This is a genomic window from Labrenzia sp. C1B70 (assembly GCF_000475395.1).
GTDB lineage: Bacteria > Pseudomonadota > Alphaproteobacteria > Rhizobiales > Stappiaceae > Roseibium > Roseibium algicola.
Map to the genome: position 1 here is coordinate 590,624 of NZ_AXCE01000062.1, position 13,835 is coordinate 604,458.

Consider the following 13,835-nt stretch of genomic DNA (forward strand, 5'->3'; position numbering starts at 1 on the left):
CGACGTTCGCATAGGATATTAAATTCTGAGGTGGGAACCGGCCGCTTAGTAGCTGCGGCCGACGCTGGTGTACTCGAAGCCACGGGCTTCCATGTAGTCCGGCTTGTAGATATTTCGCAGGTCGACAACCTTGGGTGCAGAGACCAGAGTTTTGACGCGGTCGAGGTCAAGCGCACGGAACTGATCCCACTCCGTAACGATTACAACCACATCTGCGTTCTCGATGGCATGATAGGGGCCATCGCAGAACATCACACCCGACATGACCTTCTCGGCTTCTTCCATGCTGGCCGGGTCGTAGGCACGGATCTTGGCACCAGCAGCCTGCAGTTTTTCCACGATGTCGATGCTCGGAGCTTCGCGCATGTCGTCCGTATTGGGCTTGAAGGCGAGGCCAAGCAACGCGATCGTCTTGCCGCTTACGTCGCCGTCCATGAATTCGATCACCTTGTCGGCCATCTTCTTCTTGCGGGCTGCGTTCACCTCGATGACGGAATCGACGATCTTCAGATCCGACTGTGCATCCGCGGCGATCCGCGAGAGGGCAAGAGTGTCCTTCGGAAAGCAGGAGCCGCCGTAGCCTGGGCCGGCATGCAGGAACTTGCCGCCGATGCGGTTGTCGAGGCCGATACCACGCGAGACTTCCTGGACGTTTGCCCCGACTTTCTCACACAGGTCTGCAATTTCGTTGATGAAGGTGATCTTGACCGCGAGAAACGCATTGGCCGCATATTTGGTGAGTTCCGATGTGCGGCGGCGGGTCACGATGATCGGGGTTTCGTTGAGATACAGCGGGCGGTAAAGCTCACGCATCACTTCGACCGCGCGCTCGTCATCGGTCCCGACCACCACCCGGTCGGGGCGTTTGAAGTCGCTGATGGCGGCGCCTTCGCGCAGGAATTCCGGATTTGAAACGACGGCGAATTCTGCGTCAGGGTTGGTCTTGCGGATGATCGCTTCCACTTCGTCTCCCGTGCCGACCGGAACGGTCGATTTGGTGACGATCACGGTGAAGCCCTCGATCAGTCGTGCGATTTCCTCTGCCGCGGCATAAACATAGGACAGATCGGCATGGCCATCGCCTCGGCGTGTCGGCGTGCCGACGGCAATGAAAACGGCATCCGCTTTGCGGATCGCTTCTTCAGGAGCAGTGGTAAAGAAGAGGCGTTCTTCGGCAACGTTCTTTGCAACGAGTTCCTGCAAGCCAGGTTCATAGATCGGGATCTGTCCGTTGTTCAGGGCGTCGATCTTGCTTGCATCCTTGTCGATGCAGGTCACGACATGTCCGAAATCGGCAAAACAGGTTCCGGACACCAGACCGACATAGCCGGTCCCAATCATTGCAACACGCATTTTAAATTTTCCTGCTTCTGGGTGGTCTTCAGGCGCTAGTCAATCACCATAAGCCCGCTAGGTGCTGCCCGAATTACATGGACCGGCAGCAAAAGACCAGTTCGTTGAAAACGTATTGTTTGAAATTTTGAAATTCTGCTCCGCACACTACTCTGAATAGGGACAGGATGAGGCGTCTGCAATTGCCTGAACGCGTCCCGGTCATGAAGACTAACGGAACGACACAAAAAACGGGAGCATTTTTCTGGCTAAAGAGGGGATGTGCTCCTCCGGAAGGAAGGCCCTGTGCGAAGAAGGGCCTCCTCATTTCGGTGCAGCTGAACTGGCCTACGTCGGTGCGATGCCGCACCAGGCAGCGGTAAACAGGGCGATCGTCTTCGTCACTCTTTTCAGCGACGGCAGGTTCACGCATTCGTCTATGCCGTGAATGTTCTTTGTCAGCGGGCCATAGGTGAGGGCGGGAATGCCGCAATGGTTCACGTAAAGAGCCGCATCCAGATAGCAGGCCATGATCGACCGTTTGAGCGCAGTTTCGGATGTGATCTTGTGTGCGGCGGCGAGCGCATTTTCCGCGTCGCTGCCTTCGGCAAGAAGATATCCTGCCTGACATGTCCCGATCCATTCGAGCTTTGGATTGGCTTTTTCAAGCCGGGGATCCTTCGTACCAAGCGTTTTCAGCATCTGTTCCACGCTGGCCATCCGGTCTTGTGGGGCGTCACCCGGATAAAATCCGATCCGGCCTTCGAAACGGCATTCAAACGGGATGGACGCCGGCCATTCGCCGCCGTTGATGGTGCCGATGTTGAGGCTTGCAGGATTGCGCAGGTCATCGAAGCCGGGATGGCTGGTCTTTTCCTCATTCCAGCGAGCTTCCAGAACCTTCAACTCATTGATGACGAGGAACGCCGCCTCGATTGCGCTGAGGCCTGACTCCGGCTCACGTGGGTGAGCCGGCACGCCCTGGACGGAGATCCGGAACTTGATGACACCGGAATTTGCATAGGTGACCTCTTCGTCTGTCGGCTCGGGAATGAGAACCGCGTCCGCTGTCGCACCATTCATGATCGCAGCTGCGGTGCCATTGCCCGTCACCTCTTCGTCGATGACAGATTGGAACTCGAGCGGCCCTTTCAAGCTGAACCCGGCAGCCTCGATGGCATCGACTGCGAAGAGATTGGCTGCGAGGCCTGCCTTCATGTCCCCCGCGCCCCGTCCGAAAAGCCAATCGCCCTCGCGCACGGCTGCAAACGGCGGATGGGTCCAGTTTGCCGGATTGGCAGTGGGCACGACATCGACGTGGGCATTCAGGATCAACGAACGTCCGCCATGGCCAGACTTCTTGCGACCACTGACGTTGAACGTGTCGGTGTAGTCGATAGTGGCTGGAGAATAGGCCGGATGGGACTGCAGTTGCGCCACATCAAGCCCATAGGTCTCGACGTCATAGGCACGGTCACGGAGAGCGTCTGCAATGATCTTCTGGACACCGGCCTCCTCACCGCGAAGGGATCTTGCCCGCACGATATCCTGCAGGAAGGCGATCTCGTCCTCGAATGCGGCGTCAACGGCAGCGGTGATTGCGGAAATGGCTTCGTTGGAAAGTGGTTCTGACATGACGATCCGGCTGGGAAGGATGATGAGGTGGGCGATTTGCCCGCACCCTATCAACTGCACTGCCTGCGTCAAATGCGGGTAACAGAACGCCTAGCCCCATCATCTCACGCAGCATCGTTGAAGCAGCTCCCCAGGATGAGGCGGAAAAGTGAGCTTTGGGAGACGTTCCCCTGGCCTAAACAGTCAGATACCGACGGACTTCCGTTTCAGAAAGGTCGGCACCCGTGCCCGAGAGCACCACTTCGCCGCGGTCCATGACGGCATAATCGTCGGCCAGATCACGGGCGAACTCGAAATATTGTTCCACCAGCACGATGGCCATCGTGCCCTGGTCGCGCAGCCACGAGATTGCCCGGCCAATGTCCTTGATGATTGAAGGCTGGATGCCTTCCGTCGGTTCATCAAGCACCAGAAGTTTCGGACGGGTGACCAGGGCTCGTGCAATCGCGAGCTGCTGCTGCTGTCCGCCGGACAGATCACCGCCACGGCGGGACAGCATGTCCTTGAGCACCGGGAAAAGTTCGAAGATCGTATCGGGAATGAACCGTTCCTTGCGCGGGATCGGGGCATAGCCGGTCTCAAGATTTTCCTTTACCGATAGAAGAGGGAAGATCTCGCGTCCCTGCGGCACAATTGCGATGCCTTTCTTGGCGCGGGCGTGGGCTGCCAGCGAGGAGATGTCCTCGCCGTCCCACAGGATCTTGCCGGCGCTGATGCCGTGCTGACCGGCCACGGCACGCAAGGTGGACGTCTTGCCAACGCCATTGCGCCCCATCAGACAGGTTACCTTGCCGGTCTCGGCCTTCAGCGAAACCTTCTTCAGCGCCTGGGCGGCGCCATAATGAAGATCGATGTTTTCAACTTGCAGCATGAGCTGACTTCCCTTGGCTGATCGCGATGCGCCTTGTGGCCGTTGGTTCGTTCGTGGTCGGTATCGCCGTATCACTTCCACGAGCGACGAGACGCGAAAGACAAAGCCTACTCCTCATCGTCCGAGATAAACTTCCACGACACGTTCGTCGGCTGAGACATGGTCGAGTGAGCCTTCAGCCAGGACCGAGCCTTCGTGGAGAACGGTGACTTTGACACCCAGGGAGCGCACAAACACCATGTCGTGCTCGACCACGACGACCGAGTGATCATTGGCGATATCCTTCAGAAGTTCAGCAGTTTCGGCAGTTTCGGCATCCGTCATGCCGGCAGCAGGCTCGTCCACGAGAAGCAGCTTCGGATCCTGTGCCAGCAGCATGCCGATCTCCAGCCACTGCTTCTGGCCGTGGCTGAGGTTGGCTGCGAGCTCGCTTCTCTTCGAACCAAGCCGGATCAGATCGAGCAGATATTCAACCCGCTTCTTCTCACCACCCGAAATGACATGAAACAGGGTCGCAAATGGGCCACGCGGTGCCTTGAGCGCCAGTTCCAGGTTGTCCCAGACGGTATGGCTCTCAAAAACGGTCGGCTTTTGAAACTTGCGGCCGATCCCGAGTTCGGCGATCGAAGCTTCGTCCTCGCCGGTAAGGTCCACGGTGCCGTTGAAAAAGACCTCGCCACTGTCCGGTCGGGTCTTGCCGGTAATGACGTCCATCATCGTTGTCTTGCCCGCCCCGTTGGGACCGATGATGGCCCGCATTTCACCCGGGGCAATCGTCAGCGACAATTCGTTCAGTGCCTTGAAACCGTCGAAGGAAACCGACACGCCGTCGAGATAAAGAAGACTGGAAGATCGTGCCATGGCTTTACTCCGCGGGCTGGGGTTCGGCATCCGCCGGAACGGTCGAGGCAGATTTTTTCGGGCTGACGTTGGCCGGAGAGGCGGGCGACTGCGGCGCCTGGCTCGGAGGTTGGTCCGACCCGGCTTCGAAGTCTTTGGAGACTTTCCGTTGCCGCAAGGCCGTCCAGCCCTGGGAAAGGGTGCCGACGATGCCCTTCGGCAGGAACAGGGTCACGACCACGAAAAGGCCACCGAGCGCAAAGAGCCAGATGTCGGGCAGGGCGGCGGTGAACCATGTCTTGGCGAAGTTGACCAGAACGGCGCCGAGAACGGCCCCGACCAGCGTTCCGCGCCCGCCGACGGCAACCCAGATCACCACCTCGATGGAGTTGGCAGGTGCAAATTCACCCGGGTTGATGATGCCGACCTGCGGCACGTAAAGGGCACCGGCGATACCGGCCATCATGGCCGACAGGGTCCAGACGAACAGCTTGTAGTGTTCCACACGGTAGCCCAGGAAGCGTGTCCGGCTCTCCGCGTCGCGCACGGCCACCAGCACCTTGCCGAGTTTCGATCGGGTGATCGCCCGGCAGATGAGGAAACACAGGACCAGCGCCAGGCCTGAGGCTGCAAACAGGCCCGCGCGGGTCGTGTCGGCTTGAATATCAAAGCCGAGAATGTCCTTGAAGTCGGTCAGGCCGTTGTTGCCGCCAAAACCCATGTCGTTCCGGAAGAAGGCAAGCAGCAGCGCGTAGGTGAGCGCCTGCGTGATGATCGACAGGTAAACGCCGGTGACGCGTGAGCGGAAGGCGAACCAGCCGAAGACGAAGGCCAGCACGCCCGGCACCAGCACCACCATGAGCGCCGCAAACCAGAACATGTCGAAGCCGTACCAGTACCAGGGCAGTTCTCCCCAGTTCAGGAACACCATGAAATCCGGCAGGATCGGGTCGCCATAAACGCCGCGGGTCCCGATCTGGCGCATCAGGTACATGCCCATGGCATAGCCGCCGAGCGCGAAGAAGGCCGCATGACCGAGCGAGAGAATGCCGCAATAGCCCCAGACCAGATCTACCGCCAACGCCAACAACGCGTAGGTCAGGTATTTGCCCATCAGCGTTACCGCGTAGGTCGGCACATGGAAGGCCGAGCCTTCCGGGACAAGCAGGTTGCCGGCAGGAACCAGGACAATCACGGCCGCCATGATGGCGAGGAAGATCCCTGCTCGGGCGTCCATGGCGCGGAAGAGGAAAGAGGTCATCATGCTTCAACTGCCCGGCCCTTGAGGGCGAACAGGCCCCTCGGACGCTTCTGGATAAAGAGAATGATAAAGATGAGCACGAAGATCTTGCCGAGCACGGCCCCGGCATAGGGCTCCAGGAACTTGTTCACGACACCGAGGGTCATGGCGCCTACCAGCGTGCCCCACAGATTGCCGACCCCGCCGAAGACCACGACCATGAAACTGTCGATGATGTAGCCCTGGCCCAGGTTCGGCGAAACGTTGTCGATCTGGCTGAGCGCGACGCCCGCGATCCCGGCAATGCCAGAGCCGAGCCCGAAGGTGAGGGCGTCGATCCAGGGAGTGCGGATGCCCATCGAGGCGGCCATGCGCCGGTTCTGGGTCACGGCCCGGGTATAGAGTCCGAACGGGGTCTTCTTGAGGACAAGCATCAGTCCGGCGAAGACCAGCATCGCGAAGACGATGATCCACATGCGGTTATAGGTGATCGTCATCTGGCCGATCTCGAAGGCGCCGGACATCCAGTCCGGGTTGCCAACCTCACGGTTGGTCGGACCGAAAATCGAGCGCACTGCCTGCTGCAGCACCAGCGAGATGCCCCAGGTCGCAAGCAGTGTTTCCAGCGGGCGTCCGTACAGCCAGCGGATCACGCCACGCTCGATGGCAACGCCCACCAGTCCTGAGGTGAGGAAGGCAAGTGGCAGGGCGATGAACAGGGAATAATCGAAGAGCCCTGGCGCGGAGGAGCGAATGAATTCCTGAACCACGAAGGTGACGTAAGCCCCGATCATCACCATCTCTCCATGCGCCATGTTGATGACGCCCATGACACCGAAGGTGATGGCAAGACCAATGGCAGCGAGCAGCAGCACGGATCCAAGCGACAGGCCGTACCAGACATTCTGTGCTGCATCCCAGGCGGCGATGGATTTCTCGATCTTGGTGATTTCCGTGGTTGCCGCTTCGCGCAAGGCGCCTTCAGAGGAAGATTGCACGGCAATCAGAAGCGACAGAGCATCACGGTTGCCCATCGTGCCGAGCGTCGAGACCGCCTGAAGTTTCGCTGCCTCGTCCATATCTGAGTTCAGAACGGCCGCGGCCCGGGCTTCTTCCATCTTCTTGCGCACGCCGTCGTCCGCTTCTGCGGCAATGGCGGCATCCAGGGCTTCGATACTGTCCGGATCCTTCGCCTTGAACACGGCTTCGGCAGCCGCCATCCGCACCTTCGGGTCGGGCGCCATCAGGGTCAGCGACCCGAGCGCTGACCGGATCACCCGGCGCAGCTTGTTGTTGACCTTGATCTTGTCGATTTCGCCCTTGGCCGCTTCGCCGGTCGTTTCCATGGTCAGCGGGTCGATCAGGGCAAAGTTCTTGCCGGCCTTCCTGGTGATGAAGACTTCGCCATCGGCCTTGCGCACGTAGAGGTCGCCATCGCTCAGGGCCTCGAGGGCAGGGGCCACCTGCGGGTCACCGGTCGCGACAAGGGCACCGATCTGCTTTTCGGTTTCGGAATATTTGCCCTTGGCCAGGTCGTTGATCAGCGGACGGAGTGCCTCTGGATCGCTTTGGGCCAGTGCCGGTGCGGCAAGGAGGCTGGCAGCGAGGCTGAGGAGGAGTAGGAAGGATCTCATCAAGGACATCGTGTCCACCGGTGTTTAGAACTTTCACCTGACGACCTCATCCTGGGGAGTCGCATTGCGGCGTCTCGAAGGATGGGTCACTTGCTTCCGGGGTTGCCGCCCATCCTTCGAGACGGACCTTGTGGTCCTCCTCAGGATGAAGGGAGAGCTAAGAGCGACTCTCCAGGCAAACCTTTCCGGTTGGAAAACCGGGGAAAGAGGACGGGTCTCGTAAGACCCGCCCGAGCTCCGTCTCCTCCCTTAAGACCCGGAGCCGCCGCACTTGCCGGTGGCAGTGTTGAAGTTGCCGCAGGAAAGCGGTGCGCGCCAATCGGAGATCAGGTCCTTGGAGCCGTCCAGATAGTCGGACCATGCGTCGCCGACGACGAGACCGGAGGTTTCCCAGACGGTTTCGAACTGGCCGTCTTCCTGAATTTCACCGATCAGCACCGGCTTGGTGATGTGGTGGTTCGGCATCATCGCGGAGTAGCCGCCGGTCAGGTTCGGGACGCTGACACCGACGATGGCGTCGATCACGGCATCCGGCTCGGTGCTGCCTGCCTTCTTGACTGCTTCAACCCACATGTTGAAGCCGATGAAGTGCGCTTCCATCGGGTCGTTGGTCACGCGCTTGTCGTCGCCGATGTAGGCGTGCCAGGCGTCGATGAATTCGGCGTTGGCTTCGGTATCTGCGGACTGGAAGTAGTTCCAGGCAGCCAGGTGGCCGACGAGCGGAGCGGTGTCGAGACCGGCGAGCTCTTCTTCACCAACGGAGAAGGCGACAACCGGAATGTCTTCAGCCTTGATGCCCGCGTTGCCCAGTTCCTTGTAGAACGGCACGTTGGCATCGCCGTTGATGGTAGAGACCACAGCGGTTTTCTTGCCGGCAGAGCCGAAGGTCTTGATGTCGGACACGATCGTCTGCCAGTCGGAATGACCGAACGGCGTGTAGTTGATCATGATGTCTTCTTCAGCCACACCCTTGGACTTCAGGTAGGCTTCAAGGATCTTGTTGGTCGTGCGCGGGTAGACATAGTCGGTACCGGCCAGAACCCAGCGCTCGACGCCTTCCTCGTTCATCAGGTAATCGACGGCCGGAATGGCCTGCTGGTTCGGTGCAGCGCCCGTGTAGAAGACATTGCGCTGGGATTCTTCACCTTCGTACTGAACCGGATAGAACAGCAGCGAGTTGAGTTCTTCGAAGACCGGCAGAACGGACTTGCGCGAAACGGACGTCCAGCAGCCGAACACGGCGTCGACGCCGTTGACTTCGATCAGCTCACGCGCCTTTTCAGCAAACAGCGGCCAGTCGGAAGCCGGGTCAACGACAACCGCTTCCAGTTTCTTGCCAAGCAGGCCACCCTTCTTGTTCTGCTCTTCGATGAGCATCAGCATGGCGTCTTTCAGAGTGGTTTCCGAAATGGCCATGGTGCCGGAAAGCGAATGCAGGATGCCGACCTTGATCGTGTCTTCCTGGGCGGATGCGCCGCCGATCATCGTGGAGGCCATCAGGCCTGCCAATGCGAGTTTGGTGAATGTGTTTTTCATGGATGTTCCCCTTTGCTTGACGTCACCGGTTCCCACGCCGGCGATTGGCGGCTGGAAGGTGTGCCGCTGTCAGGAAGGGATCGTGCACTGGCACCACTGCACCGCAACATACGTCAATTGACGTAACCGGCTTGAAAGCCTGCCACGGCGTTCCAGAAGCAAAGACGGCATGAAATGTGCTGAAGAGAGGAGCTGAATAAAAAAACGGGGCGGAAAGCGGGCGATGAAGAACGGCATTTGCCGAATAAATAGTCATATGTCCAGTTATTGGGCATTCGGTGCCGGTGTGGAGGCGGACGCGTGAGGGCGCGCCAACGCATTCTGCCTGTTCGGCGCCAGTACAACAAATGGGTCAACAACCAGACCCTGGAAGACTATGCGCTCAGGTTCACCGCCAAGAGCGCGCGCCGCTTTTCCTCACGCGCGATTTCCCAGACGGCGATCGGGGCGATCTCCTTTCTGGCTCTGGAGGCGATCGGTGGTGCGATCACCCTGTCCCACGGAACTGCCAACGCGTTTCTCGCCATACTGGTCGGTAGCCTGGTGCTGTTGGTCGTCGGTCTGCCGATCAGCCGCTATGCCATGCGCTACGGCGTCGACATAGACCTGCTCACGCGTGGTGCAGGGTTCGGCTACATTGGTTCGACGGTCACTTCGCTGATCTATGCCAGCTTCACCTTCATTCTTTTTGCGATTGAAGCCTCCATTATGTCGAGCGCGCTGGAATTCGCTTTCGGTGTGCCGCTCTGGCTGGGGTATGTCATCAGCGCGGTTGCGGTCATTCCGCTGGTGACCCACGGCATTACCTGGATCAGCCGCTTTCAGCTCGCAACCCAACCCTTCTGGATCATCCTGAACATCCTGCCGTTCGTCTTCATTGCCTTCACCGACTGGCAGGCCGTCGGCGAGTGGTTGACGTTTTCCGGCATCGACCCGGTCACACAGGCGCCGCGTACGACAGCTGGCGGCTGGGACAGCATCAACCTGGTCAGCTTCGGCGCAGCCTCCGCAGTCATTCTGGCGCTGATGGCACAGATCGGTGAACAGGTGGACTTTCTGCGGTTTCTTCCGGCGCAGGATTATGCCCGCCGCCGGCACCGGCTTGCCCTGTTTCTGGCCGGGCCCGGCTGGGTTGTTCTCGGTGCCCCCAAGATGATTGCAGGCTCTTTCCTGGCAGTCCTCGTTTTGTCGCACGGTGTTCCGGTTGATCATGCCGACGAACCCTCGCGCATGTATGCGGTCGCTTTCGGCTACATGATCCCGAACGAAACCGTCGTCCTCTTGCTGATGGCGGCATTCGTGGTGGTGGCGCAGCTCAAGATCAACGTCATGAATGCCTACGCCGGGTCGCTTGCCTGGTCGAATTTCTTCTCGCGCCTCACACACTCCCATCCCGGCCGGGTCGTCTGGCTCGTCTTCAATGTCGGCATCGCTCTGCTGTTGATGGAACTCGGCATCTATCGGTTGCTGGAAGAAACCCTTGGCGTCTTTTCCATCATTGCGATGGCCTGGCTTTCCGCCATTTCGGCTGACCTCTTCATCAACAAGCCGCTCGGGTTGTCGCCTCCGGGAATCGAATTCAAGCGTGCGCATCTTTATGACATCAATCCGGTTGGTACCGGCGCAATGCTTCTGGCCGCCGGTCTCGCATTGGCCGCGCACTTCGGCGAGTTCGGCAAGACGGCGGAGGCCCTCGCCACCTTTCTGGCGATGGCCATTGCCTTTGTTGCCGCGCCCCTGATCGCTTATGCGACCAGGGGTCGGTTCTACCTGGCTCGCAAGCCGCGCCAGAGCTGGCAGACGAAGGAGCACATCGCCTGTTCGATCTGCGAAAACCCGTTCGAGCCGGAAGACATGGCTTATTGCCCGGCCTATCAGTCGCCGATCTGTTCGCTGTGCTGTTCACTCGATGCCCGCTGCCACGACAGCTGCAAGCCGAAGGCACGTTTGTCCTATCAGGTCGGCACCGTCGCGGGCCGGGTTTTGCCGGAAAACGCGATGGCGTTCCTGCAGTCCCGGCTGGGGCGCTATGCGTTCATCTCTGTTCTGTCGAATGCTGCAATCGGCCTGGTGCTCTGGATCATTTATGCCCAGGCGGAAAATCGTCTGGGAGATCCGACCGGCATCATCGGCCAGACGGTGCTGTTGATTTTCTTTGTTTTTGCCATCGTCGTCGGTATTGCCTGCTGGTTCCTGGTGCTTGCTCACGACACCCGGCGGGTCGCCGAAGAGGAATCCATGCGCCAGAACGCGCTGCTTCAGAAGGAAATCGACGCTCACGGTGTTACCGACGCGGCTCTGCAGAAGGCCAAGGAAGATGCCGAGGCCGCCAACCTTGCCAAGAGCCGCTACGTTGTCGGCCTCAGTCACGAACTCAGAACACCCTTGAACGCGGTCATGGGCTATGCCCAGGTGCTGGAGCGGGACGACAGCGTGCCGACAGCCCGCAGGCCTGCGATCAGCACCATCCGGCGCAGTGCCGAGCATCTGTCAGGGCTGATCGACGGCCTTCTGGATATTTCGCGGATCGAGGCTGGCAGGCTGCAGATCTATTCCAACGAGATCAACATTCACGAGTTCCTGGATCAGATCGTCGACATGTTCCGCATGCAGGCGGCTGCCAAGGGGCTTGGCTTCAACTATGCGCGCGCACCCAACCTGCCGGTGTTTGTTCGAACTGATGAAAAGCGCCTGCGGCAGATCCTGGTGAACCTCCTGTCGAATGCGATCAAGTTCACCTCCGAGGGCACTGTTTCGTTTTCGGTCAGTTACCGGTCACAGGTGGCCAGCTTTGTCGTGTCGGACAGCGGGCCGGGCATCGCGCTTGACGAACAGGTCAAGATTTTCGAACCATTCGGCCGCAGCAAGACCGCGGACGGGGCGAAGACACCGGGGTTGGGGCTCGGGCTGACCATTACCAAGCTTCTGACGGAAACCATGGGTGGAGCCATTGCGCTGTCCAGCGAACCGGGGAAGGGCGCTTCCTTTGAAGTGCGACTGATGCTGGCGGCTGTCGACCGGCCTGTCGATACCATCCGCCTGGAAAGACAGGTGCGAGGTTACGAAGGCGAGCGGAAGACGGTTGCCGTGATCGATGACAATCCGGATCACCGTGCGCTTGTCTGCGATATCCTGAAACCGATCGGATTTGCCGTCGTCGAGGCGGATACGGGCAGGGCCTGCCTGGAGACGGTCGAGCCGCTGCGGCCGGATCTCTACCTGATCGATATCCTGATGCCGGGAATGAACGGTTGGGAACTGGCCGAGGACCTGAGGGACAGAGGCGTCAGCGCGCCGATCATCATGCTGTCGGCCAACATCGGTGACAAGGCTTTGCGGCCGGACGGTCCGGCTCACCATTCGGCAACCCTTGCAAAGCCCTTCGGCATCGGCCAGCTTTACGACCTGCTGCAAAAACACATGGGTGTTGTCTGGACCGAACAGCCGGTCGAGCGAAACCAGGAACCTGCCCGAAAGGATCCCTTGAAATCACCCGGTGCCGATCACGTCGCCGATCTCATCTCGCTTGCGGAGATCGGTTATGTGGAAGGCATCGAGGCCAAACTGAACGAACTGGCGAAAACGCCGGAAAATCTGCCCCTGATCGACGCATTGAATGTCCATCTCGCCCGGTTTGATTTCGATGCCTACAAAAACGTCTTGAGTGAATTGGAAACACATGACGGATGATCGTCGCGATACGGTCCTTGTGGTCGACGACAGCCCGGAAACGCTCGGCTTCGTCACCGAAGCCCTGAAAAAGACCGGCGTAGCCGTTCTGGTGGCGACCAGCGGCGAAACCGCTCTCAACATCTGCAACAAGGTGACACCGGATACGATCCTGATGGATGCGGTCATGCCCGGGCTCGACGGTTTTGAGACTTGCCGGCAGATCAAGGAAAATCCGGCGCTCCAGCACGTACCGGTGATTTTCATGACCGGGCTGTCCGAAACGGAACATGTGGTAAAGGCGCTGGAATCCGGTGGGGTCGATTTCCTCACCAAGCCGATTGACGTCGACGAACTGAAGGCACGGATCAAGGTGCATCTGAAGAATGCCCGGTCGGTTCAAAGCGCGCATGTGGCGCTGGATGCAGCCGGGCGCCATCTGGTGGCCGTGTCTCAGGAGGGGACAGTGCTGTGGTCGACACCGCAGATCCACAACCTGCTGGCAAAGACAGGGGCTGCCGAAACCAGTCTTTTCCGGCTGGGCCGTGCACTGGGGGACTGGCTGGACGGGCCGAATTCCTCGGGCGAGCGTCGCAAGAGTTTCATGCTCGGCTTATCTGAAAACCTGGCAGTGCAACTTCACCCGCTTGGCCGTGTCGGCCCGGATGAAAACCTGTTCCGCGTCACTGCAGAAGACGAAGCCGGGCAGGTCCAGGCGCTTCAGGGCAGCTTTGAACTGACACAGCGCGAGGCGGAAGTCCTGATCTGGATCGCCAAGGGCAAGTCCAACAAGGATATCGGCGAAATTCTGGGTCTGTCGCCGCGCACCGTGAACAAGCATCTGGAGCAGATCTTCGTCAAACTTGGTGTTGAGAACAGGGCCTCCGCTGCCGTTCGCGCAGCAGAGGTGATCTACGCGCTTTAGGGCTTCATGGGAAACGGGTTCCTCGGCTCGATCTGCAATCTGCTTCCGTAATCGCGTTCGATCCGTGAGAATGGCGGGTTTCGGCCATCTGACCTCGAGGTGCCGACCGGCTCGACAAGCACCCGAGCTTGTCCTATGGATGCATTAAGCCGT

9 protein-coding genes are annotated in these 13,835 nt (G+C 59.5%); 2 read left to right on the forward strand and 7 right to left on the reverse strand.

The features are described 5' to 3' along the window. Positions 1 to 45 precede the first annotated feature (45 nt). The 7 genes from Q666_RS63570 to urtA form a co-directional block, all read right to left on the reverse strand. Entirely contained in the window at positions 46 to 1,353 is a 1,308-nt protein-coding gene (locus Q666_RS63570) for a UDP-glucose/GDP-mannose dehydrogenase family protein (RefSeq protein WP_023001731.1), read from the reverse strand. Positions 1,354 to 1,680: 327 nt separating this feature from the next. After that, complete coding sequence (locus Q666_RS63575; protein ID WP_023001730.1) at positions 1,681 to 2,967, reverse strand: ArgE/DapE family deacylase; 1,287 nt, start codon at positions 2,965 to 2,967, stop codon at positions 1,681 to 1,683. Positions 2,968 to 3,142: 175 nt separating this feature from the next. Further along, positions 3,143 to 3,838: an urea ABC transporter ATP-binding subunit UrtE gene (urtE, locus tag Q666_RS63580; protein ID WP_023001729.1), complete on the reverse strand. Its 696-nt coding sequence runs from the start codon at positions 3,836 to 3,838 to the stop codon at positions 3,143 to 3,145. 114 nt (positions 3,839 to 3,952) lie between these two features. After that, complete coding sequence (gene urtD / locus Q666_RS63585; RefSeq protein WP_023001728.1) at positions 3,953 to 4,699, reverse strand: urea ABC transporter ATP-binding protein UrtD; 747 nt, start codon at positions 4,697 to 4,699, stop codon at positions 3,953 to 3,955. Positions 4,700 to 4,703: 4 nt separating this feature from the next. Then, on the reverse strand, positions 4,704 to 5,942 hold the full coding sequence (gene urtC, locus Q666_RS63590) for an urea ABC transporter permease subunit UrtC (protein ID WP_023001727.1): 1,239 nt from the start codon (positions 5,940 to 5,942) through the stop codon (positions 4,704 to 4,706). Further along, positions 5,939 to 7,561 carry an urea ABC transporter permease subunit UrtB gene (gene urtB, locus Q666_RS63595; RefSeq protein WP_023001726.1) on the reverse strand — a complete coding sequence of 541 codons (1,623 nt, stop codon included), beginning with the start codon at positions 7,559 to 7,561 and terminating at the stop codon, positions 5,939 to 5,941. The genes urtC and urtB overlap by 4 nt, the downstream gene beginning before the upstream one ends. A gap of 240 nt (positions 7,562 to 7,801) precedes the next feature. Continuing rightward, entirely contained in the window at positions 7,802 to 9,088 is a 1,287-nt protein-coding gene (urtA, locus tag Q666_RS63600) for an urea ABC transporter substrate-binding protein (RefSeq protein ID WP_031269634.1), read from the reverse strand. A gap of 300 nt (positions 9,089 to 9,388) precedes the next feature. Here urtA and Q666_RS63605 point away from each other — a divergent pair, with 300 nt between their 5' ends. Both Q666_RS63605 and Q666_RS63610 read left to right on the forward strand, forming a co-directional pair. Next, positions 9,389 to 12,778: an ATP-binding protein gene (locus tag Q666_RS63605; RefSeq protein WP_023001724.1), complete on the forward strand. Its 3,390-nt coding sequence runs from the start codon at positions 9,389 to 9,391 to the stop codon at positions 12,776 to 12,778. Continuing rightward, positions 12,768 to 13,682 (forward strand): response regulator transcription factor, encoded by a 915-nt coding sequence (locus tag Q666_RS63610; protein ID WP_023001723.1) that lies wholly within the window; start codon positions 12,768 to 12,770, stop codon positions 13,680 to 13,682. Before Q666_RS63605 ends, Q666_RS63610 begins: the two co-directional genes overlap by 11 nt. Positions 13,683 to 13,835: the final 153 nt, after the last annotated feature.